The sequence below is a fragment of the Sphingomonas sp. DBB INV C78 genome (assembly GCF_042693015.1).
In the GTDB taxonomy this organism is placed as follows: domain Bacteria; phylum Pseudomonadota; class Alphaproteobacteria; order Sphingomonadales; family Sphingomonadaceae; genus Sphingomonas_E.
Genome location: NZ_CP170544.1, coordinates 4,143,547 through 4,167,597, shown reverse-complemented (window position 1 = coordinate 4,167,597; position 24,051 = coordinate 4,143,547). Strand labels below are relative to the sequence as shown.

The following is a 24,051-nucleotide window of genomic DNA, read 5'->3' as shown; positions in this document are numbered from 1 at the left end:
CTAGCGGGTTCTGAGCAGGGTCAGCAAGCGTTCGACATGTGCGATCGGCGCATCGGGCAGGATGCCATGGCCGAGATTGAAGATATGCGGCCGATCGCGAAAGGCCGCGCGGATTTCGGCGACCGCATTGTCCAGTGCTTCGCCGCCGGTGATCAACGCTAGCGGATCGAGATTACCTTGCACCGGCAGCCCCGTCGGCAGGCTGGCATCGGCCCAGCGCGGATCGACCGTTTCATCGAGGCCCAGCGCGTCGACCCGCGTTTCCCGCGCATAAGCCGGCAGCTTGCCACCCGCGCCCTTGGGAAAGCCGATGATCGGCGTCGCCGGGAAACGTGCGCGCAACGTCTCGACGATGGTAACGGTCGGCGCGATCACCCAGCGTTCGAACTGCGCCGGTGACAGGCTTCCCGCCCAGCTATCGAAAAGCTGGATCGCATCGACGCCTGCCTCGATCTGGCCGGCGAGATAATCGATCGTGGCGGCGACGATGGCGTCGATGATCCCCTGGAACGCAGCCGGATCGCGATACGCCATACGCCGCGCTTCGGCCTGTTCCCGGCTCCCCTGCCCCGCCACCATATAGGTCGCGACCGTCCAGGGCGAACCGGCAAAGCCGAGCAAGGTGGTCGCGGCCGGCAACTGGGCGCGGACCTGACGCACGGTTTCATAGATGGGCGTGAGCCGTTCAGGTGCTGCGGTTAGATCGGACAGCATATGATCGACCAGCCTGGGTGCGAGCCGCGGCCCCTCCCCGGTCTCGAACCACAGATCCTGCCCGAGCGCGTGCGGAATGACGAGGATGTCCGAGAACAGGATCGCGCCGTCGAAACCGAAACGGCGGATCGGTTGGAGCGTCACCTCGGCCGCGGCCGCGCTGTCATGCACCAACTCAAGGAAACCGCCCTTTTCGGCCCTGAGCGCGCGATATTCGGGAAGATAGCGGCCGGCCTGACGCATGAGCCACACCGGCGGCGGATCGCGACGCTCCCCGCGCAACACGGCGAGCAAGGGACGATCATGGGCCTTCGAAAGCGGGCTCGCGGTCAGGGAGTCGGGCTCCATTACTATCCAATCTTATGAATCTTAAGGAATCTGTAGATGAAGGTAGGGGGTGGGCAAGCCGGGGTTTATTCGCTGGCCCCGTTCTTGCCAACAGCTTGACTCAAAACCGACTCGCGAGCCTCACGTGAGTCGGAATTTCCACCCCCGTTATCAACAGGCTGTGGATGATCGGGGTGGCCTGTGGAAAAGCTGCGGGATCGAGTCGGAAGGCCGGGGATGAATCCGCGGCTTGAAACAATGCCCGGCTTCACGCTAGCGCCATCCCCATGCTTTTCCACAGGGCCATGCCCATGTTCGCCCAGGAGGCGCAATGATCCGGCTGCACCTCCATCTTCTGTCCGACTCCACCGGCGAGACGCTGGAGAATATCGCCAAGGCGGGCCTCGCCCAGTTCGACGGGGTTGAGACGATCAAGCATTTCTGGCCGATGGTACGGTCCGAGGGGCATCTCGATCGGGTGCTCACCGAAATCGCGCAGCGGCCGGGGTTGGTGATCTTCACTTTGGTCAATCACGAGGTGCGCCAGCGACTGGAAATGCGCTGCCACGCGCTCGGCCTGCCGACGGTTTCTGCGCTGGACCCGATCATCGAGGCGCTATCGCGGCTGCTTGGGCAGCAGGCGATGGAGCGGCCCGGCCGCCAGCATATGCTCGACGCCGCTTATTTTGCGCGGGTCGAAGCGATCCAGTTCACCATTGCCCATGATGACGGCATCGCGGCCGAGGATTGGGAGGAAGCGGACGTAGTGCTGGCCGGCGTGTCGCGATCGTCCAAGACGCCGACATCCATCTATCTCGCCAATCGCGGCTACAAGGTTGCCAATATCCCGCTGGTGCCCGAAGCGCCGCCGCCGCCGTCGCTATTTCATCTCAAGCGTCCGCTGGTGGTGGGACTGACGACGAGTCCCGACCGCCTGGTCCAGATCCGTCGCAATCGCTTGCTCTCGCTCAACCAGGCGCCCGAGACCGCTTATGTCGACCAGGAGGCGGTGGCCGCAGAGCTCGCTTTTGCCCGCCGGCTCTTTTCCGACAATGGCTGGCCGGTGATCGATGTCACGCGCCGATCGATCGAGGAAACGGCCGCCGCGATCATCAATCTTGTCAACGAACGGCGCAAGCCCGAGGAAGATGAGGCATGATTTTGATCCTGGCTTCGCAATCCTCGGCGCGGCGGGCCATGCTCGCGCAAGCCGGCGTGCCGCACGAAGCGATGGCACCGGGCGTCGACGAGGATATGGCCAAAGCCGCGCTCAAGGCGGATGGCAATGATGCACGGCGGATGGCGGATGCGTTGGCGGAGTTAAAGGCGCTGAAACTGTCGCGCCGTTTTCCGCAGGATCTGGTGCTCGGCTGCGATCAGACGCTGGCGATGGCGGACGGGACGATGCTGGACAAGCCGGCGAGCCGTGAGGATGCCGCCCGGCAGTTGCGCGGGCTGCGCGGCACCACCCACAAGCTCATCAGCGCCGCGGTGATCTGTCTGGGTGGCGAGCCGATCTGGCGGCATGTGGACGTCGCGCGGCTGACGATGCGCAATTTTTCCGACGACTGGCTCGAAACCTATATCGATGCCGAGTGGCCGGAGATTGGGGGCTGCGTGGGTGGCTACCGGCTCGAAGCGCTTGGTGCGCAATTGTTCGCTCGGATCGAAGGCAGCCATTTCACCATTCTCGGGCTGCCGTTATTGCCACTGCTGGATTATCTGCGGGTGCGCGGAGTGATTGAATCATGAGCCTGCCCAGCGCCGTCATCCCCAAGGCCGAAGTGATCGGCGATCCGATCGCCCATTCCAAATCGCCGCTGATCCATCGCTTCTGGCTGGGCAAGCTCGGCCTTGAAGGCTTTTACGAAAAGACGCGGGTTGGTGGCGAGGAGCTGGGCGATTTCTTCTCCGATCGGCGCAACCTGCCCGGCTGGCGCGGCTGCAACGTCACCGTGCCGCACAAGCAGGCGGTGATTCCCTTTCTCGACAGGATCGATCCGGTTGCCGCCAAGATCGGCGCGGTCAACACGATCGTTGCACGTGATGGCGCACTGATCGGCCATAATAGCGATGCGGCCGGCTTTCTTGAACCGTTGCAGCCGTCGCTCAATGATCGGCATCTTTACCGGATGGCGCGGATCCTGGGCGCCGGCGGGGCGGCCAAGGCGGTGGCCCATGCACTGTCCAGCCATGGCTTCACCCTCGTCATCGCCGCGCGCAATCTGGCCCAGGCAGAGGCGCTGGCTGCGGAGATCGAAGATGTCGACACGCATGTCGCAACGCTCGATCATTTTGCCGATCCGACCGATTTCGCCTTCGACGACCGATCGGGCGTGCTCGATTTGGTGGTCAATACGACGCCGCTGGGTATGACGGGCCAGCCGCCGCTGCGGCTCGATTTCAGCCATGTCCCGCCGGGCGCGGTGATCTACGATATCGTCTATGCGCCGCTGGAAACCGCAATGCTGGCCGAAGCGCGGGCACGAGGCCATCAGACCGTGGACGGCCTCGCAATGTTGATCGGCCAGGCGGCCGAAGCCTTCCGCCTCTTCTTCGGCCAGGCCGCGCCGCGCGAACATGATGCCGAATTGCGGGCGCTGCTCACCGCATGAAGACGCTGGGGCTGACCGGATCGATCGGCATGGGCAAATCGACCGTCGCGGCGATGTTCCGTGCAGAAGGCGTGCCGGTGTTCGATGCCGATGCCGAGGTGCATCGCCTGCAGGGGCCGGGCAGCAAATTGCTGGAAGCGATCGAAGCGCTGCATCCGGGCACGACCAGCCCGGAGCTCGGCGTCGATCGCGCCCTGTTGCGGCAGGCCGTATGGGGAGACGATGTTGCTCTCGCCCGACTCGAAAGGCTGCTTTATCCCGCACTTCATCGTGTAAGGCTCACCTTTCTCAGCCGTCATCGGGCGCGACGTCTGGTCGTGCTCGATGTGCCGTTGCTGTTCGAAAAGGGTGGCTGGCGTAAAATGGACGCGATCGCGGTGGTGTCCGCGCCGGCCTGGATTCAGCGGCGGCGCGTGCTGGCGCGGCCCGGAATGACGGCGGCGCGGCTCGCCCACATCCTATCGCTGCAGACGCCCGATCCGGAAAAGCGCCGCCGTGCCGATTTCGTGATCGACACAGGACGCAGCATGAATGCGACGCGTGAACAAGTCAGGTGTGTCATCGCTTGCCTAAGTGGCCCGGGAGGCCGATAATCGAATCAAATGCGTGAGATTGTTTTCGACACCGAAACCACCGGCCTCAGCCCTGCTGACGGGCACCGCCTTGTCGAGATCGGCTGTGTCGAACTGATCAATCGGTGCGAAACCGGGCGCACCTACCACGCTTATTTCAATCCCAACCGGACGATGCCGAGCGAGGCGGAGGCCGTCCACGGCCTGTCCATCATATTCCTGTCGGACAAACCTCTCTTCGCCGATTCCGTGAGCGATCTGCTGGAATTCATCGGCGATGCTCCGCTGGTGGCACATAATGCGCAGTTCGACTTCGGATTCCTGAATGCCGAGCTCGGCCTTTGCGGCCGGGATGCCGTCTGCATGACGCGGATGGTGGATACGCTGGCGATCGCGCGCCAGCGCCATCCCGGCGCGAAGCATTCGCTCGACGCGTTGTGCACCCGCTATGGCATCGACCGAAGCCATCGCGTCAAGCATGGCGCCTTGCTGGACGCGCAACTGCTCGCCCAGCTCTATGTCGAACTTACCGGCGGCAGGCAGATCGGCCTGTCGCTCAGAAGCGAACCGGCGGCCACCGAGTCGCTGGACGCGCACGCCCTTTCCCCTGGGGGGAAGCGTGCAGCCCGCCCGGTGCGGCCTCCCCGGCCGCACGCACCCAGCATGGAGGAACTGCTTCGTCATCAAGCGTTTATATCCAAGCTGGCCGACCCGCTCTGGGAGAGCGCCGCAACGCCCGGTTGACCGGGCGTTTGACCGGGCTTAAGGCCGCGGCCGCTCCGACCTTGGGTGCGGTCGCACATTAAAATCGGAGGTGAAGCCATGGAAATCCGCGTTTCGGGTCATCAGGTCGATACCGGCGCTGCGCTGCGCGCGCATGTCGAAGAACGGCTGCAAGGCATCGCCGACAAATATTTCTCGCGCAGCCTTTCCGCCCAGGTGACATTCGGCAAAGGCCCGCACGACAACGGATTTTCCTGCGATATTGTTGCCCATGTGATGCAGGGCGTGATCCTGAAGGGATCGGGCTATGCCATGGATGCCCATCCGGGCTTCGACCAGGCGGCCGATCGTATCGAAACGCAGCTTCGCCGCTATATGCGTCGGCTGAAGGATCGTCACAGCGCCGGTTCGGGTGCGGTCAATGGTGTCGAATATGATGCCGGCTACACCGTTTTCGATGGCGGCCCGGCGGAGGTGGAGGCAGCGCCCGCCGACAATCCCGTGATCATCGCCGAAACCCGCGTGGACGTGCCGGAAACGAGCGTTTCAGACGCGGTGATGATGCTCGATCTGCGCAACACAGCTGCGCTCCTGTTCCGCAATAGTGGCACCGGCGCATATAATATGGTCTACCGCCGCAACGACGGAACTATCGGCTGGGTGGAACCCCAGCGCGCGGCCTGAACAGGACTCTGATTTCACAGTGAATGAAGACGTGAATGCAGGTGCCGGGGCGGTCCGGGCGGCCGACGATCTCAGCGATCTGTTGGCGCCCGAGACCGTTTTCTCGGCGCTGATTGTCCCGAACAAGAAAGCGTTGTTTCAGCATCTTGCGGCGATCGCCGGCAAGTCGACCGGGCTCGACTCCAAGATGGTGGTCGAGCGGCTGGCGGAGCGCGAACGACTGGGTTCCACCGGTTTCGGCGGCGGTGTCGCGATTCCCCACGGCAAGGTGGAAGGACTTGATCGGGTCGTCGGCGTGTTCGCGCGGCTTTCGGCACCGATCGATTTCGCGGCGATCGACGATATGCCGGTCGATCTGGTCTTTCTGCTCCTGTCGCCGCCCGATGCCGGCGTCGAGCATCTGAAGGCGCTTGCGCGCGTCAGCCGGCGTCTGCGTGATCGCGCTTTCGTCGCCAAGCTCCGGGGGGCGGGTTCGGAGGATGCGCTTTATGCGCTGTTCGCCAGCGGTGAAGCGCGCAATGCCGCCTGAGGGCGATAGGCAACCCGACGCCAAGCATTTCCGGGCGCTGGAGTCGCTTTATGCGGCAGCGCCGATCAACCAATTATTCCCGTCGCGGCTTGAAATCGTCGAACCTGGCTTTGCGCGGATTCGCTTCAGCATCGATGAGCGCTTCCACCATGCTGCCGGCGCCGCGCATGGCACGAGCTATTTCAAGATGCTCGACGATGCCGCTTTCTATGCAGCCAATAGCCTAGTCGAAGAGCATTTCCTGCTGACGACGGCGTTCAACCTGTTCTTCACGCGCCCGATCCTGGGTGGCGAGGTGGTGGCCGAGGGGCGCTGGATCAGTGGCAAGCGGCGCGTGCTGGTCGCCGAAGCGCGGCTGGTCGATACCGATGGCGAAGAGGCGGCGCGGGGCACCGGCACCTTCATGCGGTCGCGCATCCCGCTCGCCGAGCTGCCGGGCTATCGCGCGCCGTGAGCGAACGGCTCGCCGCTGGCCTGTTCGTGTCGGCATTGGTCCGGCGGATGGAAGCGACGGGCGGCGGGGCCATGGTACTCGCAAAGGGGGATGCGACCGCTGGCGCGATCCTGCTGGTGATCGTTGAGCGCGGGCAGACGCAGGCGGTTCTCGAACGCACGCTCGATGAACGCGGCCGCTATCGCTGGACAGCGACCGGCCCCGCCGATGTTGATACCCCCGGTGCGCTTGCGGAATATATCGATCGCCGCCGGCGCTTCGACCCCGATCTCTGGGTAATCGAGCTGGAAGGTGCGGAGGCGCGGCGCATCGCCGATGAAGTGGCGGGCGCCTGACGCGCTTTCTTTCGTTCCTGTCTTGTTCTAAAAGCGGACATGGCAAGCGTGCCCGAACCCTGTTTTGACGATCTGCCGCTGGTGGCGCGGGACGTGGCGCGCGGCGTTTCCCGGCTGCTGTTCCGGCACGATTGCTATGCGCTGTGCGAGGTGCCGCTGGCCAATGGACGACGGGCGGATCTGTTCGCGATCGATGCCAAGGGTTGTATCACCATCGTCGAGATCAAGGTTTCCAAGGCCGATCTGCGCGGCGACTGCAAATGGCCGGAATATCTGGATTATTGCGATCGCTTCTTCTGGGCGGTGCCGCAGGGCTTCGATCTCAACCCGTTCGAGGAGACGGGATTTCGCCCGGAGATTGCCGGCCTGATCGTCGCGGATCGTTATGATGCGGCGGTGGTGCGCGAAGCGGCGCATCGGCCGATGCCACCGGCACGCCGCAAGGCCGAAACCCTGCGCTTTGCCAGGCGGGGCGCGCTCAGGATGCTGGGAACGCTCGATCCCGGCCTGGCTGGAATGGATTGAATTATAGCGTCGGGCCGGCGACGGCACCCTTCGGCTTCACGGGCTTCGCTTCGTCGATCATCTTCAGGATCGCTTCCGAACGATTGTCCTGCGCCGCATAATCACGCGCGGACTGGCCGGTGACGCGATCCGGCTGCTTGGGGTTCGCGCCGGCGGCCAGCAGGATACGCACCGAAGCCGAATCGCGATTCTGGACAGCGATGATCAGCGGCGTTTCGCCCCGGCCATTGGCGCCGTTCACATCGGCCTTGCCGTCGGCGAGCACCTGGATGCCATCCGCGAAGCGGAGCTGGGCCGCAGTCAGCATCGGGGTATTGCCCTCGCCGTCGCGCATATTGGGGTTGGCGCCCTTGGCGAGCAGAAAGCTCAGCCACTGCGCGTCGCGGCGCTTGACGACAATATGCAGTGCAGTTTCGCCCGTCGAATAATCCTTGGTATTGATGATCGTCGAGCCCGGCTTTTCGACGGCCTCGGTGACCTTGGCGCCGTCCTTGTCGCGCACGGCCTTCAGGAAATTATAGGAATCGGAAAACTGAGCCGTCGCCGGCGTCGCCATCAGCGCCAGCCCTATGGCCGCCGCGATCCATCGTCCCGCAAAACCCGAACCCCGCATATTCGATTGTCCCGTCCAACCGGCGCCAGGCGCCTCTCTTGCTTTGGCGGCAATAGCAAAGCATGGCTGGCCTTGCCATGAACAAAGCCTTCCTCGCCGCCCTCCTGTTCCCCCTGCTGTTCGCCGCGTGCGAAGCGCCGCCGGGTGAGGCGCCATTGGCCGGCGCCAAGATGGGCGGCCCCTTCACGCTGACCAGCCAGACCGGTGCGAAGGTGAGCGACACGCAGTTCGCCGGCCAATATCGGCTGATCTATTTCGGCTACAGCTATTGCCCCGATGTCTGCCCGGTCGATCTGCAGAAGCTGATGCAGGGCCTGTCGCTGCTGGAAAAGCAGGATGCGGCCAAGGCGAAGAAGATCCAGCCGATCTTCATCACCGTCGATCCCAAGCGCGATACGCCGGAAGTGTTGAAGCAATATGTCGCAGCCTTCCATCCGCGGCTGATCGGCCTCACCGGCAGCGAGGCCGAGATCGCAGCGGTCGCCAAGGAATATGCTATCTATTATCGCAAGGCGGATGGCGGCAGCGCCGACGCCTATCTGGTCGATCATGCGCGGCAGGCAACATTGTTCGGGCCCAAGGGGGAGCCGATCGCGTTGATCCCGCAGGAAGGAACGCCGCAGGAAATTGCGGCGGAGCTGGCGAAATGGGTGAGCTGAAGCCTTTCTGGGAGACGACACCGCTCGACAAGATGGACCGCGCGCAGTGGGAGTCGCTGTGCGACGGCTGCGGCAAATGCTGCGTCCACAAGCTCGAGGATGACGAGACCGGCCAGCTTTATCCCACCAACATCGCGTGCCGCCTGCTCGACCGGCGTAGCGGCCAATGCCGCGACTACAAGCATCGTCGCGCTTATGTGCCGGAATGCGTACGGCTGACGCCGACCCTGCTCCGCAAGATCGACTGGCTGCCTACGACCTGCGCCTATCGCCTGATCGACGAGGGCAAGCCTCTGCCCGAATGGCATTACCTGGTCTGTGGCGATCGGGAAGCGGTTCATCGCGCCGGCGAATCGGTGCGCGGCTGGACGGTTTCCGAAGGCGAGGCGGGCGATTTCGAGAATCATATTGTCGACCGCATCCTCTGATCCGGTCTTCACCGGCGGAGGACGAACGCGTCGGCTGACGGTCAAGCGGATGGCGCAGGCGCGCGCGCTACGGCTTGCGGTAGACCCTCGCGACGGCACCGTGCGGCTGACCATGCCGCAGCGTGCGCCGATAAGACATGCGCTGGAATGGGTGGAATCGAAACGCGGCTGGATCGAGGCGGCACTGGCCAAACTGCCGGCCGCGAGCCTGCTCGAACCGGGCAGCGAGGCGCCATTCGAGGGCCATTTGCGCAGGATCGACTGGCGCGAAGGCACGCCGCGCGCGGTGAAGCTGGAGGATGATTGCTTCGTGCTGGGCGGCCCCCGGGAAACCGTGCAGGCGCGGTTGATGCGCTGGATGCGCACCGAGGCGCTGGTCCGGCTCGATGCGGACACGCGGGCCATGGCCGAGCGTGCTAGCGTTTCGATCTCGCGCGTTGCGATCGGCGATCCACGCTCGCGCTGGGGAAGCTGCTCGGCGAACGGCGACATTCGCTATAGCTGGCGGCTGGTGCTCGCCCCCATCGCCGTGCGCGAAGCGACTGTCGCGCATGAAGTCGCCCATCGTCTCCACATGGACCATAGCCCGGCCTTCCATGCCGCCGTCACGCGGCTGCTCGGCCGCGACCCGGCGCCCGAGCGGGCGTGGCTCCGCGCCAATGGCGCCGCGCTTTACTGGTTGGGCCGCGACGGTTGAGGCTGCTGGCGTTCGGACTTCGGGGTCCGGCCAAGCGCATCGTCTAGCCAGCGATCGTCGAGCCGCTCCTGCGGCGCGGCCGGAGGTGCTTCGGCTTGCGGCGTTTCCTCGGGCTCGACGCCCGGTTCTGTCTCAACCGGCATGCCATTCTCGTCGACAAAGCCTTCGGTCGGCTCGCCATAATAGGCTTCGGCGTCGGGCTCGAGCTGCCATTCGGGCAGAGTCACCTCGGTCTCGAACGGCGCGATCGGGCGCTTGGCGACTGCGACCTTCATGAAATCGCGGAAAGCCGTCGCCGGGGCGCGGCCGCCCTGCAATCCGCCGACTGCCTTGGCATCGTCGCGGCCCATCCACACGCCAGTCGTCAGCCCGCTTGAAAAGCCGAGGAACCAGCCGTCCTTGTTCGATGATGTCGTGCCCGTCTTGCCGGCCACCGGCCGATCGATCTGGGCTGCACGCGCCGTGCCGGTGTTGACCGCGGTCTGGAGAAGATCGGTCATTTGCGCCGCGACATAGGGCGCAACCAGTACGCGCTGATCGTCGGGCTTATGTTCGTAGAGGATCTCGCCGCGACCCGTCGTCACCTTGACGATGCCATAGGGAACGACGGCGACGCCCTTGCGGCTGACCGCTGCAAAGGCGCGCGTCATGTCGATCAGGCGCACGTCGGACGTGCCCAGCACCATCGACGGGTGGGTGTTGACCGGGGTGGTGATGCCGAAACGCCGGGCCATATCCGCGATCGAGGCGAAGCCGACTTCCTGGCCCAGCTTCGCGGCGACCGTGTTGATCGAGAAGGCGAAGGCGGTGCGGATGTCGATCTCGCCCGAAAAACGCCTGCTCGAATTGCGCGGGCTCCAGCCGTTGATGTTGATCGGCTCGTCGACGACGATGTCGGCCGGCGTGTGGCCATTTTCGAGCGCGGCCAGGTAGACGAAAAGCTTGAACGCCGATCCGGGCTGACGGACGGCCTGCGTCGCGCGGTTGTAGATCGACGAGACATAGTCCGTCCCACCGACCATCGCTCGCACGGCGCCGTCCTGATCGAGCGAAACCATCGCGCCTTGCAGGCCGGGCGGCGTATTGGCGCGGATCGAGGCATCGGCGGCGCGCTGCATGTTGAGATCGAGCGTCGTCCAGACGTCGATCGGCTGCACCGTCTCCTCGATCATGGTGTCGAGCTGAGCCAAAGCCCAATCGGTGAAGTAACGGACGCTGTTCTGCTTGGGCTCGGGCGCCAGCTTCACGTTCAGCGGATCGGCGGCATCCATCTCCGAAGGAGAAATCATTCCCTGTTCGCGCATCAGCCCGAGCACAACCGAGGCCCGGCCGACGGCGGCTTCCGCGTCGGCGGTCGGCGAATAATTGGAGGGGGCCTTCACCAGGCCGGCAATGATCGCCGATTCACCCAGCGACAATTCGCTCCCCGGGTGCCCGAAGAATTTCCGGCTCGCAGCGTCGATGCCATAGGCGCCGCCGCCGAAATAGACGCGGTTGAGATAAAGCTCGAGGATCTCGTTCTTCGAGAATTTCCGCTCCATCGCCAGCGCGAGAATCCATTCGCGGAACTTGCGGCCGAAGGTGCGGGTGTTGGTGAGGAAGATGTTGCGGGCGAGCTGCTGGGTGATCGTCGATCCGCCCTGCACCCAGCGCCCGCGTTCGACCCGGACCATCACTGAACGCACCAATGCGATCGGATCGACGCCGGGGTGCATGCGGAAGCGGCGGTCCTCGGTCGCGACCATCGCATCCTTCATCGGCTGCGGGATGCGATCGAAGGGAATCCACTGGCCATAGCTCGGGCCAAGCGACACGATCACCGTGCCGTCGGCGGCGTGGACGCGCACCATCTGGCCGTTGGGGGAGGATTGGAGCTGTTCGTAGCTGGGCAGCGTCGATCGCGCGATCAGCACGGCGATGACGAGCGCGACAAAACCGGCCACGCCCGCGAAAAGGCCATATTTGGCCGTCTTCACGATCGCGCCCCACGCTGGGCCTCGTTGCGGTTTGGGGCGCTTCTTGGATGCCATCTTCGCTGCGGGGATTAGAGCCTAAGCCGCCGCGCTACAAGCGGCCACGGGCCGGGCCGTTGTTCAGTCGCTACGGCCTTTGAAATCCAGCGAGACGCTGTTCATACAATAGCGCAAACCCTCCGGCCCCGGCCCGTCTGGGAAGACGTGGCCGAGATGCCCGTCGCACTTGGCGCAGCGCACTTCGACGCGGCGCATGCCGTGGCTGATGTCTGCATGTTCGGTGACGGCCTCGGCGCTGAACGGATGGGTGAAGCTCGGCCAGCCGCTGCCCGAATCGAACTTGGCGGCGCTGTCGAACAGCACTGCGCCACAGCCGGCGCAGCGATAGACGCCGGGCGCCTTGTTGTCGGTGAGCAAGCCGCTGAAAGCGCGCTCCGTCCCGGCTTCGCGGAGGACGTGATATTGCTGGGGGGTGAGGCGTTTCCGCCATTCCTGCTCGGAAAGATCGAGTCGCTCCATGAGCGGAAATGTGGGTCGCGGCGCGGTGCCGGTCAATGGCGATCGATGCGGGTCAGGCGCGCGGCGAGGGCGATGAGGCCAGGAACTCCAGCGGCGCGGACGAGAAGGTCGCGATGGCGATGTTCGGCGAGGTGGCGGATCGCGCCGGCGACGGCGAGAGGGCGCTGGGCACGACGGCCGAAGGCGCGGGCGTGATGGGAAGGATCGTGGCCGGCGAGGAAGGCGGCGGCGGCGGCGTGGCCGCTGGTCAGCGCGATGGCGATGCCGTCGCCGGCGAGCGAGGCGATGACGGCGGCCTGATCGCCGACGCGGTAGAGAGACTGGTTTAGACTGGAAAGGCGCCAGCCATAGGGGATGTTGGAAATGGCTTGCCAGGATTCGATGCTGCCGGCTTGATCGAGGTGGGCGGTGAGGGTTGGCGATTCTTTCGCTATTTCAGTGAGTAAGGCTGTTGGATCGGCCGCAGCGGCGAGGCGGGAGCGGGCGACGGACAGGCAGAGGTTGGCGGTGCCATCTTCCTGCAGGAGTAAACCGGCATAGCCACGATCGAAGAGATGCAGCTCGATCACGCCGTCGAGTTCGGCCGCGAGCGCGGGGGTGAGGGCGAGGCGGGTGCGCAGGCCGACGGCGGGGTCCGCCCCCATCGCCTCGCGAGGGCGGGCGGCGCCGCGGAGATCATGCTTGCCGGTGGCGAGGAAGATGGCAGGGGCGGAGATGTCCTCGCCATTGTCCAGGCGGACGGTGTCGCCGTTGATGGCGCGGACTGCATGGCCGGTTTCGACGATCGCGCCTGCCGCAGCCGAGCGGGCGCGCAAGGCGGTGTCGAGCGTGGGGCGCGACAGGCCGGCGGCGGGGAAGGGCAGGGCGGCTTCGGCAATGCGGGCGCCGGCGATGAAGCGCAGCCGATGGATCGGGCGCGCGCCTAGCGCATTTGCATCCACCCCCAACCGGGCCAATGCGGCGAGCGCGTCGCCAGCGAGGAAGCCGCCGCAGACGATCTGTTGTGGGGTTTCATGCCGCTCGATCAGGAGCGGGTGGTGACCGGCCTCGGCCAGGGTGATCGCGACGGCGGACCCGGCCGGCCCGCCGCCGACGATCAGCGTATCCGTTCGACGCATAAGCGGAAGGGGAAGCGACGGACGATTGCGGCCTGTGTGGTTCCGGCATCGGCCAGGATCGCCTGCCAATCGTCGCGGCGGAAGGAGCGCGCGATCGAGAGCCTGCCATCATGGGCGACGATCGGATGCCAGCGCATGATCGCGGCGAGCAGCGGGAAGCCCAGATAAGCGAAACGGTGGCGGTGGAGATCGTTGACCAGCCAGCCGATCCGCGATTCGGCCTCCATGAAGCGGAGGAAGGCGCGGAGTTGATCGTCACTCATATGATGGGCGACGAAGCTCGAAACGACGAAATCCCAGCCCTGGCCGGCAAGATCGGCATAGTCGCCCGCGCGATAGTCGATGGTCATGCCAGCAGGCGTGACGGCGCGGGCCGAGGGCGCGCTGTTGGGGTTGAGATCGACGCCGACGAGATCGGCGGTGATGCCTTTTCGTTCCGCCCAGCGCGCGATCGCGCGCAGCATGTCGCCCTGGCCGAAGCCGACATCGAGCAGGCGGAATGCCTTGCGATCACCGAGCGCACGCTTGAGGAAGCCGAGCGTCGGCCGGGCCGAGAAGGTGACGCGGTTGACCTGCGCCAGATCGGCGAGGACGGCGGCATAATCTTCCGGCGGGAGCGCCGGATCGTCCATCTGCTCTTCCTCGCGGCTGCGGATGGCGAGGGAGGTCATTTTGTGTTCCCTGCCGTCACCCCAGCGAAGGCTGGGGTCCATGGCTGGTGCGGCAGGAACTGCCATTGCCTGTCAGGCCGTAGTTCTTGCCGAGAGAGCCATGGACCCCAGCCTTCGCTGGGGTGACGGATAAGGGAAGAAGGGTTGGTGGGCATTATCCCACCCTCTCGAACCCGAAGCCTTCGGCGGCGAGGCCAGGGCCGAAGGCCAAAGCGACGCCGGGGCCGGTGAGGTTGGCGGCGAGCATGTCGGCGAGCACGAACATCAAGGTGGCGGACGACATATTGCCGAAGCGGGCGAGCACCGAGCGCGACCAGGACAGCGCCTGCGCGTCGAGGCCGAGCCCATGTTCGACCGCATCTAGGATCGAACGGCCGCCGGCATGGACGGCCCAGGCGGCAATGTCCGATGGCGGGCGGGCGGCGGTAAGGGTCGCGCGGAAATCCGCGTCGGCGAGCGCGTGGCCGATGCGGGCAGGAACCTCGCCCGAGAGGTGCATGGCAAAGCCATGATCGCCGATGCGCCAGCGGATAAGCTCGTCCGAGCCCGGCAGCGTGGCGGCGAAGAAGCGATCCAGGACGAGGCCGGCGCCTTCCGCCGTGACGAGTGCCGCCGCTGCACCGTCGCCGAACTGGAGCATGGCAAGCAGGGGTTCGAGCGTGGAATCGGGCTGGAGATGGAGGCTGGAAAGTTCGACCGTGACCACCAGCACGCGCGCGGATGAGTCCGAGCGCGCGATGTGATGGGCGACGCGCAGTGCGGCGACCGCGGCGTAGCAGCCCATGAAACCGACCAGGGTGCGTTCTACGCTGCCTGGAAGGCCGAGCCGCGCGGCGATGATCTGGTCGATGCCGGGGGCGACGAAGCCGGTGCAACTCGCGACGACGAGATGGGTGATGCCGTCGAGCGATACCTGATCGCCGAGCGCGGCGATGGCGCGGAGCGCGAGGGCGGGTGCGGCCTGTCCGTACAAATCCATGCGGGCGCCGGTGAAGGGCATGCCATTGGCATAGAAGCCGCCGGCCTCGACCGGCGATCCGCCATCATCGGCGCGCGGCAGCACCGACCAACGATGTTCGATTCCCGATCGCTGGGCCATGCGACGAAAGAGCGAGCGTTCGCGATCGCCGATGCGTGCTTCGGCCCAGCTTTGGAAGGCGGCGTGAATGTCGTGATCCGGGACGGCGGTGCCGATGGCGTTGATGCGGGCGCTGGCTCGATCCAAAGGCGACATCCCGTTGTTCGCCGCGCAGAAAGCATGGCGAGGGCGGATACTATCTGTCCGATGTGAGAACGCAATCTGCGGCGTGTAGGTTGCGACGAGGGGCGTGGGTGTTTGCGCCTGGGGGCGGTTTGGGATGGTGGGTTGAAGGGCGTTGGTTATGATCAGGGGAGCCGATGCCCTCCTTCGTCACCCCGGACTTGTTCCGGGGTCCACCGGGCGGCACTCATCGACGCCGATGATCGAGCGACAGCCTCAGGACAATCCCTCATGGAATGATTTGGCTGTAGCGTTCGGGCTGGAACCGCTGGCCGCGTCGTCCGCGCGACGGTGGACCCCGGAACAAGTCCGGGGTGACGAAGGAAAATTCGGGCCGCGCAACGCGACTTCGCAGGTGCGGCAATTTGGCGGCTTCCCACCGTCGCGATGGCCGCTTATGGTGTGATCACAGTTGGGGGTTGCTGACGTGACTCAGGGTCTGAGCGACAATCTGGCCAAGGCTGAAAGCATAGCGCTGCCGAATATGGCAGTGGTCGATGGGGAACTGCGGCCTGCGCTGGCGGGCGGAACCTTCGACAATATCTCCTCGCGCGACGGCCGGTTGCTGGCCCAGGTTGCGGCGGGCGAGGCGGCCGACATCGACATTGCCGTGGCCGCCGCGCGCCGCGCCTTCGCGGATGGCCGCTGGCGCAATCTGGCGCCCAAGGCGAAGAAGAAGATCCTCCACAAGCTTGCCGACCTGATGGAAAGCCACGCCGAGGAACTGGCGCTGCTCGAATCGCTCGATACCGGCAAGCCGATCCGCGACGCGCAGGCGGTCGACATCCCGCTCGCGACCGATTCGGTGCGTTATTATGCCGAGGCGCTGGATAAGGTTTATGGTGAGGTCGGCCCGCATCATCCCGGCCGGCTATCCTATGCGGTGCATGAGCCGCTGGGGGTGATCGGCGCGATCGTGCCGTGGAATTTCCCGCTCCACATGGCGATGTGGAAGGTGGCGCCGGCGCTCGCGATGGGCAATTCGATCGTGCTGAAGCCGGCCGAGCAATCGCCGATGACGGCGATCCGCGTTGCCGAGCTGGCGCTGGAGGCGGGGCTGCCGCCGGGCGTGTTCAATGTCGTGCCGGGGCTGGGCGAGACGGCGGGCAAGGCGCTGGCGCTCCACATGGACGTCGACATGATCGCCTTCACCGGATCGGGCGTCGTCGGGCGGCTGCTGATGCAATATTCCGGGCAGAGCAACCTCAAGCGGGTGAGCCTGGAGCTGGGCGGCAAATCGCCACAGATCATCTTTCCCGACTGCCCCGACATCGCCGGCGCCGCCCGCGGGGCAGCGTGGAGCATCTTTTATAATCAGGGACAGGTCTGCACGGCGGCGTCCAGGCTGTTGGTTCATGAGGACATCAGGGCCGAGTTCATGGCCGAGGTTGTCAAAGTAGCGTCGCGTATCGAGGCGGGCGATCCGCTGGACCCGGCCACGCGCTTCGGCGCGATGGTGAGTGCGGGCCAGATGGAGACGGCCCTCCGCTATATCGAAACCGCCAAGGCCGAAGGTGCCGAGCTGGTGCTGGGCGGCGGCCGTGTGCGCGAGGAGTCGGGGGGATATTATGTCGCGCCGACGATCTTCGACCAGGTGACCCCGGGTGCCACGCTGGCGCGCGAGGAAGTGTTCGGGCCGGTGCTGGGCGTGATCGGATTCAGTGATGAGGCCGAGGCGTATCGGATCGCCAATGACACGGTTTACGGCCTGGCGGCGGGTGTGTGGACCGCCGATCTCGATCGCGCCCATCGCGCGGTGCGGGCGCTCCACGCCGGGCAGGTATGGGTGAACGGCTGGGATGCCGACGACATCACCATGCCGTTCGGCGGGTTCAAGCAATCGGGCTTCGGGCGCGACCGCAGCCTGCACGCGATGGAGAAATATGCGGACCTGAAGGCGGTGAGCTTCACGATCCGGGGAGGCGTTGCATGAGCAGCGATGCGATCCCGGCGGGTTTCGTCGCCGATCCGGCCGAGGGGCGGGCGTTCCTGGCGGCCAATCCGCATATCGCCCTGTTCGACATCTTCTACACGGGGCTTTCCGGCGTGCCGCGCGGCAAGAGGCTGCGGCGTCACGAGCTCGAAGCGGTCTATGATTATGGCCGTTTCCTGCCGGGATCGATCCAGGTGGTCGATATTACGGGCCGTGATTGCGAGGATACCGGCCTCGTCTGGGAAGATGGCGACGCCGACCGGCGGGCGCGGCCGGTGCCGGGCGGGATCGTGCCGGCGCCCTGGCTGGGCGATGATGTCGGGCAGGTGATGTGCTCGCTGCACGAACTGGACGGCACGGTCTGCGAACTCGATCCGCGTGCCGTGCTGCAACGGGTGATCGACCGCTTCACCGCCGATGGCCTGACCCCGGTGGTGGCGTGCGAGCTGGAATTTTATCTGGTCGACGGGCGGCGCGGGCGCGACGGATCGGTCCGCCTGCCGCGCGGCATGGCGACCGCGACCGAAGTCTATGGCCTGCCGCAGGTGGAGGAGGCATCGCCCTTTCTGCGCGACCTGTGGGCGGCGTCGGACGCGCAGGGGATTCCGCTGGAAGGCGTGATCTCCGAATGTGCGCCGGGGCAGTTGGAGCTGACCCTGAAGCACAAGGGCGATGCGCTACGCGCCGCCGACGATGCCGTCGCCTACAAGCGTGCGGCCAAGGGCGTTGCGAAGAATCACGGCTGCGACGTGACTTTCATGGCGAAGCCGTGGAGCGACCGGGCCGGCAGCGGGCTCCACCTCCATGTCAGCGTCAACGATGCCGAGGGGAGAAATCTCTTTGCCGACGAGGATGTTCACGGGACGCCGATGTTGCGCCACGCGATCGGCGGGATGGGCGCGTTGCTGGCGGAATCCATGGCGATCTTCGCGCCCAACGCCAACAGCTATCGCCGCTTCAAGGCGAACAGCTATGCCCCGACCGCGCCGACCTGGGGCGTGAACAACCGCACGGTGGCGCTGCGCGTGCCGGCCGGGTTGCCGCACACCCGGCATATCGAGCATCGCGTCGCGGGTGCGGACGCCAATCCTTATCTGGCGCTCGCGGCGCTGCTGGCGGCGGTCCATCATGGCATCACCCATCGCATCGACCCCGGCCCGCCGGTGACGGGCGACGGCTATGCCGCGGCGAGTGCTGCGGGATCGAGCCTGCCGACCAACTGGTTCGATGCGGTGCGACTGTTCGAGCAGTCGCAGGTGCTGCGCGACTATCTGGGTGACCGGACGGTCGACATGTTCGCCATCGTCAAGCGCACCGAACAGGCGCGCTTCTTCGAACAGGTGATGCCGCTCGATTATGACTGGTATCTGCATAACGCCTGAAGCTGGGGGGACAAGCGGATGGAAGAGGACTGGAAACGCGCCAAAGGCCCCTTCGCCGCCATCTTCACCGCACCGGCTTTGTGGCTGTTCGTCTTCTTCGTCGTGCCGCTGGCGGTGATCTGGGCCTATAGCTTCGGCCAGAATGTCGGGCCGACAACGATCGAGATCAGCGGCACCTTCCGCCATTATGTCCGCGCGGCGGACGCGGTCTATCTCGAGATTTTCCTGAAATCCTTGTGGCTGGCGGCGCTCACCACCTTCCTGTGCCTGGTGATCGGATTTCCCGTCGCGCTCGCCATCACCTTCGCACCGGACAAGGCGAAGGCGTGGCTGCTGCTGCTGATCATGCTACCTTTCTGGACCAATTTGCTGATCCGCACCTATGCGCTGATGGCGGTGTTGCGGCGCGAGGGTTACGTCAACAACTCGCTCGGCTGGGCGGCCGAGCATATGGGCTGGGCGTTCGAGCCGCTGCCGCTGCTCCACAATAATTTCGCGGTGATCCTGGGGCTGGTTTACGTCAATCTGCCCTTCCTGGTGTTGCCGCTATACGCCGCGCTCGACCGGCTCGATCGCTCGCTGCTGGAGGCGAGCCTCGATCTGGGGGCGGGGCATCTCCGGACGATCTGGGAGGTGGTGGTGCCCCTCGCACTGCCGGGCATCCTGTCGGGGCTGCTGATCACCTTCATCCCGGCGCTGGGCAGTTACCTTACGCCCGATCTGCTCGGCGGGCCGGACAGCCAGATGATCGCCAATGTGATCGAAAGCCAGTTCAAGCGGGCGAATGACTGGCCGTTCGGATCGGCCTTGTCCTTCATCCTGATGTATCTGACCTTCATCGCGATCGCGGGGCAGGCGGTGATAACCAACCGGCGGCGGAGGCTGGCACGATGATCGGCCGGAACCGCGAACCGATCGGGCCGCTCGATTATTTCCGGCGCTGGCCGCTCCAGCTCTGGATCGTGCTGGTGACGATCTTCCTCTATGCGCCGCTGATCACCTTGATGGTGTTCAGCTTCAATGAATCGAAGCGCAACATCGTCTGGACCGGCTTCACGTTGGACTGGTATTTCAAGGCCTTCCGCAATGCGAGCCTGTTCGAGGCGTTCACCAATTCGCTGACCATCGCGGCGCTGGCGACGGTGATCAGCGTGGTGCTCGGCGCGCTCGTCGCGGTCGCCTGCTGGCGCTTCCGTTTCCCGTTCAAGTCCGCGTTCGAAGGCACCTTGGCGCTGCCGATCGTCGTGCCGGAGATCTGCATGGGCGTGGCGATGCTGGTCTTCTTCTCGCGCGTGATGCCCTGGCCGCAGGGACTGACCTGGCCGCTCAATCTCGGCGCGATCATCATCGCGCACGTCTCCTTCTGCTTCCCCTTCGTCGCGGTGATCGTCCGCGCGCGGCTCGCCTCGTTCAACCGCGAGTTGGAGGAAGCGGCGAAGGATCTGGGGGCGAGCGAATGGCGGGCCTTCATCGACGTGCTGGTGCCGCACATGCGGCCGGCGCTGGTGGCGGGCGCCTTGCTCGCCTTCACGCTCAGCCTCGACGATTTCGTCATCACCTTCTTCACCGCCGGGCCCGACACGGTGACCTTCCCCGTGAAGGTCTATTCGATGGTGCGCTTCTCGGTGACGCCGGAGGTGAATGCTGCATCGACCGTGCTGATCGTGGTGACGGTGCTGATGACGGCGATCGGATTGAAGCTGCAGGGCCGCGAAGTGGCCAAGAGCGGGGGCGCGTGATGGTGGGGAAAACGCTGATCCGGATCGAGGGCGTCACCAAGCGCTTCGGCCAGTTCACCGCGGTGGATGACGCCAATCTGGAGATCGAGGAGGGCGAGTTCTTTGCGCTGCTGGGGCCATCGGGCTGCGGCAAGACGACCTTGCTGCGGATGCTCGCGGGGCTCGAAATCCCGACCGAGGGCCGCATCCTGATCGATGGCGAGGACATGGCCGGGGTGCCGCCCAACAAGCGGCCGGTGAACATGGTGTTCCAGTCCTACGCGGTCTTCCCGCACATGAGCGTCGCCGACAATGTCGCTTATGGCCTGCGCATGGACGGCGTCGCCAAGGCCGAACGCGAGGAGCGCGTCGCGGCGGCACTGGCGCTCGTCAAGCTCGACGGGCTGGAGGAGAGGAAGCCCGACCAGCTTTCCGGTGGTCAGCGCCAGCGCGTGGCGCTTGCCCGTGCGCTGGTGAAGCGGCCGCGGGTGCTGTTGCTCGACGAGCCGCTGTCGGCGCTCGACGCCAAGCTGCGCGAGCAGATGCGATCGGAAATGGCGCAGATCCAGGACAAGGTGGGCGTCACCTTCGTAATGGTGACGCATGACCAGGATGAAGCGCTGGCGATGGCGACGCGCTGCGCCGTCATGCATCGCGGGCTGATGCAGCAGGTGGCGAGCCCGACCGATCTTTACGAATATCCCGCCAACCGCTTCGTCGCCGACTTTATCGGCAGCGTGAACATGTTCGAGGGGCGGCTGACGGTGGACGAGCCCGACCGAGCCGTGGTCACGTCGCCGGCGCTGGCGAGCCCGATCTATGTCGATCATGGCGTGTCGGGCGCGGCGGGATCGACGGTGTGGGCGGCGATCCGGCCGGAGAAGATCGAGATGCTGCACCGGCCGGAGGTCGGGTTGCCGCCGGTCGTGTCGGGCGTGCCCGAGGGGCATAATGTGGTGGCGGGGACGATCTGCCATATCTCCTATCTCGGCAGCGAGACGGTCTATGAGGTGCAGGTGCCATCGGGGATGCGCGTCCGCGTGCTGCGGTCCAACGTCGCACGCTATGAGGAGCGCGGCTTCGACTGGGAGCAGCCGGTGTGGCTCGCCTGGCATCCGCGATCGCCGGCGGTGTTGTTGTCATGAGGGGGGCATTCCAGATCCTCCCCGGAACGGGGAGGGGGACCGCGAAGCGGTGGAGGGGGCGTGCGTCAAGTGACCGCGTTGCCTGTGAAACGCCCCCTCCACCATCCTTCGGATGGTCCCCCTCCCCGTGCCGGGGAGGATTTAGGGGGAGGCTCCCGTGACCCGCCCCCTTCTCGGCATCACCGCCTGCAACCGGCCGTTCGGCGAGGAATCGGCGCAGGTGGTGATCGACCGCTATATGGAAGCGGCGATGCGCCATGCCGATGCGGCGGCGCTGCTCATCCCGGCCCGGCCCGACCTGATGTCGGCGCGCGAGGCAGCCACGCGGATCGACGGGCTGCTGCTGACGGGGAGTCCGTCGAATGTCGGCCCGGAACGCTATGGCGACGCCGATGGCAAGGGGCCGTTCGATCCCGCCCGCGACGAGATGAGCCTCGCTTTGATCGAGGTGATGATCGAGCTGGGCAAGCCGGTGTTCGGCATCTGCCGCGGCTTCCAGGAGATCAATGTCGCTTTCGGCGGCACGCTGGACCGTGCGCTGGGCGATGCCGACCGGGCGCTTTCCCACCATTCGCCCGATGGCGTGCCATTGGATGCGATGTTCGCGCACAGTCATGACGTCAATCTCGCGCGAGATGGCGTGCTGGCGCGCGCATTCGGACGCGACAGCCTCAAGGTGAACTCCGTCCATTTCCAGGGCGTGAAGAGGCTGGGCGCGGGTCTGTCTGTTGAGGCGACGGCGCCCGATGGCGTGATCGAGGCGGTCTCGGCCAGTCCCGGCGGCACCCCCGTGCTCGCCGTTCAATGGCATCCCGAATGGCAGACCGATCGGGACGCATCCTCCCAGGGCTTTTTCGGAATCATGGGCCGGACGCTTCGTGGCGAAGCGTTCGCGGCCCAACAGGCGAAGGAAGGCGCGTGACCGTGCGCAACTATGACATTGCCAATCTGCGCAAGCAGGACGTGGCCCATCACCTCCCCGCGCAGGCGAATTACAAGCTGATCCAGGATTTGGGCGGCAGCCGGATCATCACGCGGGCCGAAGGATCGACAATCTGGGACGGGGAGGGCCATGCCATCCTCGACGGGATGGCGGGCCTGTGGTGCGTCGATGTCGGCTATGGCCGCGAGGAGCTGGCCAAGGTCGCCTATGAGCAGATGCTGGAGCTGCCTTATTATAACAGCTTCTTCCGCACTGCGACGGTGCCGGCGGTCGAGTTGGCCACCAAGATCGCCGGGCTGCTCGGCGGCGAGTTGCAGCATGTATTCTTCAACTCGTCCGGGTCGGAATCGAACGACACCGTGTTCCGGCTGGTCCGCCATTACTGGACGTTGAAGGGCCAGCCCGAACGGCAGGTCTTCATCAGCCGGCGCAACGCCTATCATGGATCGACCGTCGCCGGCGCGAGCCTGGGGGGCATGAGCTATATGCACGCGCAAGGGGGGCTGCCGATCCCCGGCGTCGAGCATGTCATGCAGCCCTACCATTTCGGCGAGGGATTCGGCGAAGACCCGGAAGCCTTTGGCGCGCGTGCGGCAGCCGAGATCGAGGCGCGCATCCTGAGCGTGGGGCCGGATAAGGTCGCGGCCTTCATCGGCGAGCCGGTGCAGGGCGCAGGCGGCGTCATCATCCCGCCGCCCGGCTATTGGGGCCGGGTGGAGGCGATCTGCCGCAAATATGGCATCCTGCTCGTTTCCGACGAGGTGATCACCGGCTTCGGGCGGCTGGGCAAATGGTTCGGCTTCCAGCGCTTCGGCTACACGCCTGACATCGTCTCGATGGCGAAGGGGCTGTCGTCGGGCTACCAGCCGATCTCCGCCACCGGCGTCAGCCACGAGATCGTCGAGACGCTGCGTGCAAGCGACGAGGATTTCGTCCACGGCTACACCTATTCGGGCCATCCGGTCGCGGCCGCGGTGGCGCTCCGCAACCTCGAGATAATCGAGCGCGAAGGGCTGGTCGATCGCGTCGCCCGCGACATCGGCCCCTATTTCGCCAAGGCATTGAAGAGCCTCGACGATCATCCGCTGGTCGGCGAGACGCGGAGCTGCGGGCTGCTGGGCGCGGTCGAGATCGTCGCGAAGAAAGGCACCAACCAGCGCTTCACCGGCAAGGAAGGCGCGGCCGGCCCGGTGGTGCGCGACGCCTGCATCGCCGGCGGGCTGATGGTGCGGGCGATCCGCGATTCGATCGTCATGTGCCCGCCCTTCATCATCACCCATGAGGAAGTGGACCGGATGGTCGCGATCATCCACGCCGCGCTCGACGAGGTGGGGCCGACGCTCGCGAAGATGCCGGCGCCGGACCATGTGGAGGTGGAGACGTTGGGGTGATGGACGCCCCAACCCCGTTCGTGTCGAGCCCCCGGACTTCGGCTCCGCCGAACCCGAGGACAGGCTGCGTCGAGACACGTTGCCGTATCGCTCGGGGCACGGCCCTCCACTTCGTTCGGGAC

At 65.5% G+C, this 24,051-nt stretch carries 27 protein-coding genes; 20 read left to right on the top strand and 7 right to left on the bottom strand.

The features are described from left to right. Positions 1–1,062, bottom strand: coding sequence for a uroporphyrinogen decarboxylase (gene hemE, locus ACFB49_RS19810; RefSeq protein ID WP_380873105.1), 1,062 nt, complete (start codon positions 1,060–1,062; stop codon positions 1–3). A gap of 310 nt (positions 1,063–1,372) precedes the next feature. Between hemE and ACFB49_RS19805 the strand changes: the two genes are divergently transcribed. The 10 genes from ACFB49_RS19805 to ACFB49_RS19760 all read left to right on the top strand — a co-directional run bounded on the left by ACFB49_RS19805 (position 1,373) and on the right by ACFB49_RS19760 (position 7,478). After that, positions 1,373–2,200 carry a pyruvate, water dikinase regulatory protein gene (locus ACFB49_RS19805; protein WP_380873103.1) on the top strand — a complete coding sequence of 276 codons (828 nt, stop codon included), beginning with the start codon at positions 1,373–1,375 and terminating at the stop codon, positions 2,198–2,200. Then, a complete protein-coding gene (locus ACFB49_RS19800) occupies positions 2,200–2,793 on the top strand; it encodes a Maf family protein (protein WP_380880042.1) in 594 nt (197 codons plus the stop codon). Before ACFB49_RS19805 ends, ACFB49_RS19800 begins: the two co-directional genes overlap by 1 nt. Continuing rightward, the gene (aroE, locus tag ACFB49_RS19795; RefSeq protein ID WP_380873101.1) at positions 2,790–3,656 is read left to right on the top strand and encodes a shikimate dehydrogenase; all 867 of its coding nucleotides are present in this window, start codon (positions 2,790–2,792) and stop codon (positions 3,654–3,656) included. The genes ACFB49_RS19800 and aroE overlap by 4 nt, the downstream gene beginning before the upstream one ends. Further along, positions 3,653–4,249 carry a dephospho-CoA kinase gene (gene coaE, locus ACFB49_RS19790; protein WP_380873099.1) on the top strand — a complete coding sequence of 199 codons (597 nt, stop codon included), beginning with the start codon at positions 3,653–3,655 and terminating at the stop codon, positions 4,247–4,249. The genes aroE and coaE overlap by 4 nt, the downstream gene beginning before the upstream one ends. Positions 4,250–4,258: 9 nt before the next feature. Beyond that, on the top strand, positions 4,259–4,972 hold the full coding sequence (gene dnaQ, locus ACFB49_RS19785; RefSeq protein ID WP_380873098.1) for a DNA polymerase III subunit epsilon: 714 nt from the start codon (positions 4,259–4,261) through the stop codon (positions 4,970–4,972). Positions 4,973–5,050: 78 nt separating this feature from the next. Further along, complete coding sequence (gene hpf, locus ACFB49_RS19780; protein ID WP_380873096.1) at positions 5,051–5,635, top strand: ribosome hibernation-promoting factor, HPF/YfiA family; 585 nt, start codon at positions 5,051–5,053, stop codon at positions 5,633–5,635. Positions 5,636–5,654: 19 nt separating this feature from the next. Further along, the gene (locus ACFB49_RS19775) at positions 5,655–6,164 is read left to right on the top strand and encodes a PTS sugar transporter subunit IIA (protein WP_380873093.1); all 510 of its coding nucleotides are present in this window, start codon (positions 5,655–5,657) and stop codon (positions 6,162–6,164) included. Further along, positions 6,154–6,618, top strand: a complete 465-nt coding sequence (locus ACFB49_RS19770; RefSeq protein WP_380873091.1) for a PaaI family thioesterase — start codon at positions 6,154–6,156, stop codon at positions 6,616–6,618. The genes ACFB49_RS19775 and ACFB49_RS19770 overlap by 11 nt, the downstream gene beginning before the upstream one ends. Beyond that, positions 6,615–6,953, top strand: a complete 339-nt coding sequence (locus ACFB49_RS19765; RefSeq protein WP_380873089.1) for a DUF1491 family protein — start codon at positions 6,615–6,617, stop codon at positions 6,951–6,953. Before ACFB49_RS19770 ends, ACFB49_RS19765 begins: the two co-directional genes overlap by 4 nt. A gap of 39 nt (positions 6,954–6,992) precedes the next feature. Further along, a complete protein-coding gene (locus ACFB49_RS19760) occupies positions 6,993–7,478 on the top strand; it encodes an MmcB family DNA repair protein (protein ID WP_380873087.1) in 486 nt (161 codons plus the stop codon). A 1-nt stretch (position 7,479) separates the two neighbouring features. On the opposite strand, the gene ACFB49_RS19755 is transcribed toward ACFB49_RS19760, so the two are convergent. After that, positions 7,480–8,091 carry an ankyrin repeat domain-containing protein gene (locus ACFB49_RS19755; protein WP_380873086.1) on the bottom strand — a complete coding sequence of 204 codons (612 nt, stop codon included), beginning with the start codon at positions 8,089–8,091 and terminating at the stop codon, positions 7,480–7,482. A gap of 77 nt (positions 8,092–8,168) precedes the next feature. Here ACFB49_RS19755 and ACFB49_RS19750 point away from each other — a divergent pair, with 77 nt between their 5' ends. Genes ACFB49_RS19750 through ACFB49_RS19740 form a run of 3 tightly spaced genes read left to right on the top strand, consistent with a single transcriptional unit; the run spans position 8,169 to position 9,875 of the window. Then, positions 8,169–8,750, top strand: a complete 582-nt coding sequence (locus ACFB49_RS19750) for an SCO family protein (protein ID WP_380873084.1) — start codon at positions 8,169–8,171, stop codon at positions 8,748–8,750. Further along, a complete protein-coding gene (locus ACFB49_RS19745; protein ID WP_380873082.1) occupies positions 8,738–9,178 on the top strand; it encodes a YcgN family cysteine cluster protein in 441 nt (146 codons plus the stop codon). The genes ACFB49_RS19750 and ACFB49_RS19745 overlap by 13 nt, the downstream gene beginning before the upstream one ends. Then, entirely contained in the window at positions 9,159–9,875 is a 717-nt protein-coding gene (locus ACFB49_RS19740) for a M48 family metallopeptidase (RefSeq protein WP_380873080.1), read from the top strand. Before ACFB49_RS19745 ends, ACFB49_RS19740 begins: the two co-directional genes overlap by 20 nt. Here the strand turns inward: ACFB49_RS19740 and ACFB49_RS19735 are convergent. From ACFB49_RS19735 to ACFB49_RS19715, 5 genes are all read right to left on the bottom strand, one after another. Next, complete coding sequence (locus ACFB49_RS19735) at positions 9,851–11,905, bottom strand: transglycosylase domain-containing protein (RefSeq protein ID WP_380873078.1); 2,055 nt, start codon at positions 11,903–11,905, stop codon at positions 9,851–9,853. The two genes, ACFB49_RS19740 and ACFB49_RS19735, sit on opposite strands and share 25 nt — an antisense overlap. A gap of 63 nt (positions 11,906–11,968) precedes the next feature. Further along, positions 11,969–12,367, bottom strand: a complete 399-nt coding sequence (msrB, locus tag ACFB49_RS19730; RefSeq protein ID WP_380873076.1) for a peptide-methionine (R)-S-oxide reductase MsrB — start codon at positions 12,365–12,367, stop codon at positions 11,969–11,971. 32 nt (positions 12,368–12,399) lie between these two features. Next, positions 12,400–13,485, bottom strand: coding sequence for an NAD(P)/FAD-dependent oxidoreductase (locus ACFB49_RS19725; RefSeq protein ID WP_380873074.1), 1,086 nt, complete (start codon positions 13,483–13,485; stop codon positions 12,400–12,402). Continuing rightward, positions 13,464–14,156, bottom strand: coding sequence for a methyltransferase domain-containing protein (locus tag ACFB49_RS19720; RefSeq protein WP_380873073.1), 693 nt, complete (start codon positions 14,154–14,156; stop codon positions 13,464–13,466). Before ACFB49_RS19720 ends, ACFB49_RS19725 begins: the two co-directional genes overlap by 22 nt. A gap of 154 nt (positions 14,157–14,310) precedes the next feature. Then, positions 14,311–15,390, bottom strand: coding sequence for a type III polyketide synthase (locus ACFB49_RS19715; RefSeq protein ID WP_380873071.1), 1,080 nt, complete (start codon positions 15,388–15,390; stop codon positions 14,311–14,313). Positions 15,391–15,844: 454 nt separating this feature from the next. On the opposite strand from ACFB49_RS19715, the gene ACFB49_RS19710 reads away from it, so the two are divergent. The 7 genes from ACFB49_RS19710 (at position 15,845) to ACFB49_RS19680 (ending at position 23,929) form a co-directional block, all read left to right on the top strand. Next, positions 15,845–17,350 (top strand): aldehyde dehydrogenase, encoded by a 1,506-nt coding sequence (locus ACFB49_RS19710; RefSeq protein ID WP_380873069.1) that lies wholly within the window; start codon positions 15,845–15,847, stop codon positions 17,348–17,350. After that, positions 17,347–18,732, top strand: coding sequence for a glutamine synthetase family protein (locus ACFB49_RS19705; protein ID WP_380873066.1), 1,386 nt, complete (start codon positions 17,347–17,349; stop codon positions 18,730–18,732). The genes ACFB49_RS19710 and ACFB49_RS19705 overlap by 4 nt, the downstream gene beginning before the upstream one ends. Before the next feature lie 18 nt (positions 18,733–18,750). Next, on the top strand, positions 18,751–19,626 hold the full coding sequence (locus ACFB49_RS19700; RefSeq protein WP_380873063.1) for an ABC transporter permease: 876 nt from the start codon (positions 18,751–18,753) through the stop codon (positions 19,624–19,626). Further along, a complete protein-coding gene (locus ACFB49_RS19695; RefSeq protein WP_380873061.1) occupies positions 19,623–20,471 on the top strand; it encodes an ABC transporter permease in 849 nt (282 codons plus the stop codon). The genes ACFB49_RS19700 and ACFB49_RS19695 overlap by 4 nt, the downstream gene beginning before the upstream one ends. Next, a complete protein-coding gene (locus tag ACFB49_RS19690; RefSeq protein WP_380873059.1) occupies positions 20,471–21,595 on the top strand; it encodes an ABC transporter ATP-binding protein in 1,125 nt (374 codons plus the stop codon). The genes ACFB49_RS19695 and ACFB49_RS19690 overlap by 1 nt, the downstream gene beginning before the upstream one ends. Positions 21,596–21,752: 157 nt before the next feature. Beyond that, the gene (locus ACFB49_RS19685) at positions 21,753–22,517 is read left to right on the top strand and encodes a gamma-glutamyl-gamma-aminobutyrate hydrolase family protein (RefSeq protein WP_380873057.1); all 765 of its coding nucleotides are present in this window, start codon (positions 21,753–21,755) and stop codon (positions 22,515–22,517) included. Then, positions 22,514–23,929: an aminotransferase gene (locus ACFB49_RS19680; protein WP_380873055.1), complete on the top strand. Its 1,416-nt coding sequence runs from the start codon at positions 22,514–22,516 to the stop codon at positions 23,927–23,929. The genes ACFB49_RS19685 and ACFB49_RS19680 overlap by 4 nt, the downstream gene beginning before the upstream one ends. Positions 23,930–24,051: the final 122 nt, after the last annotated feature.

Bases quoted from the DNA above. Each gene is read 5' to 3' on its own strand.
- ACFB49_RS19745 (WP_380873082.1), top strand. From the start codon at position 8,738: ATGGGTGAGCTGAAGCCTTTCTGGGAGACGACACCGCTCGACAAGATG.
- ACFB49_RS19705 (WP_380873066.1), top strand. From the start codon at position 17,347: ATGAGCAGCGATGCGATCCCGGCGGGTTTCGTCGCCGATCCGGCCGAG.
- ACFB49_RS19735 (WP_380873078.1), bottom strand. From the start codon at position 11,905: ATGGCATCCAAGAAGCGCCCCAAACCGCAACGAGGCCCAGCGTGGGGC.
- ACFB49_RS19695 (WP_380873061.1), top strand. From the start codon at position 19,623: ATGATCGGCCGGAACCGCGAACCGATCGGGCCGCTCGATTATTTCCGG.
- ACFB49_RS19720 (WP_380873073.1), bottom strand. From the start codon at position 14,156: ATGACCTCCCTCGCCATCCGCAGCCGCGAGGAAGAGCAGATGGACGAT.
- aroE (WP_380873101.1), top strand. From the start codon at position 2,790: ATGAGCCTGCCCAGCGCCGTCATCCCCAAGGCCGAAGTGATCGGCGAT.
- ACFB49_RS19750 (WP_380873084.1), top strand. From the start codon at position 8,169: ATGAACAAAGCCTTCCTCGCCGCCCTCCTGTTCCCCCTGCTGTTCGCC.
- ACFB49_RS19725 (WP_380873074.1), bottom strand. From the start codon at position 13,485: ATGCGTCGAACGGATACGCTGATCGTCGGCGGCGGGCCGGCCGGGTCC.
- dnaQ (WP_380873098.1), top strand. From the start codon at position 4,259: ATGCGTGAGATTGTTTTCGACACCGAAACCACCGGCCTCAGCCCTGCT.
- hpf (WP_380873096.1), top strand. From the start codon at position 5,051: ATGGAAATCCGCGTTTCGGGTCATCAGGTCGATACCGGCGCTGCGCTG.
- coaE (WP_380873099.1), top strand. From the start codon at position 3,653: ATGAAGACGCTGGGGCTGACCGGATCGATCGGCATGGGCAAATCGACC.
- ACFB49_RS19690 (WP_380873059.1), top strand. From the start codon at position 20,471: ATGGTGGGGAAAACGCTGATCCGGATCGAGGGCGTCACCAAGCGCTTC.
- ACFB49_RS19770 (WP_380873091.1), top strand. From the start codon at position 6,154: ATGCCGCCTGAGGGCGATAGGCAACCCGACGCCAAGCATTTCCGGGCG.
- ACFB49_RS19715 (WP_380873071.1), bottom strand. From the start codon at position 15,390: ATGTCGCCTTTGGATCGAGCCAGCGCCCGCATCAACGCCATCGGCACC.
- hemE (WP_380873105.1), bottom strand. From the start codon at position 1,062: ATGGAGCCCGACTCCCTGACCGCGAGCCCGCTTTCGAAGGCCCATGAT.
- ACFB49_RS19805 (WP_380873103.1), top strand. From the start codon at position 1,373: ATGATCCGGCTGCACCTCCATCTTCTGTCCGACTCCACCGGCGAGACG.
- ACFB49_RS19755 (WP_380873086.1), bottom strand. From the start codon at position 8,091: ATGCGGGGTTCGGGTTTTGCGGGACGATGGATCGCGGCGGCCATAGGG.
- ACFB49_RS19760 (WP_380873087.1), top strand. From the start codon at position 6,993: ATGGCAAGCGTGCCCGAACCCTGTTTTGACGATCTGCCGCTGGTGGCG.
- ACFB49_RS19700 (WP_380873063.1), top strand. From the start codon at position 18,751: ATGGAAGAGGACTGGAAACGCGCCAAAGGCCCCTTCGCCGCCATCTTC.
- msrB (WP_380873076.1), bottom strand. From the start codon at position 12,367: ATGGAGCGACTCGATCTTTCCGAGCAGGAATGGCGGAAACGCCTCACC.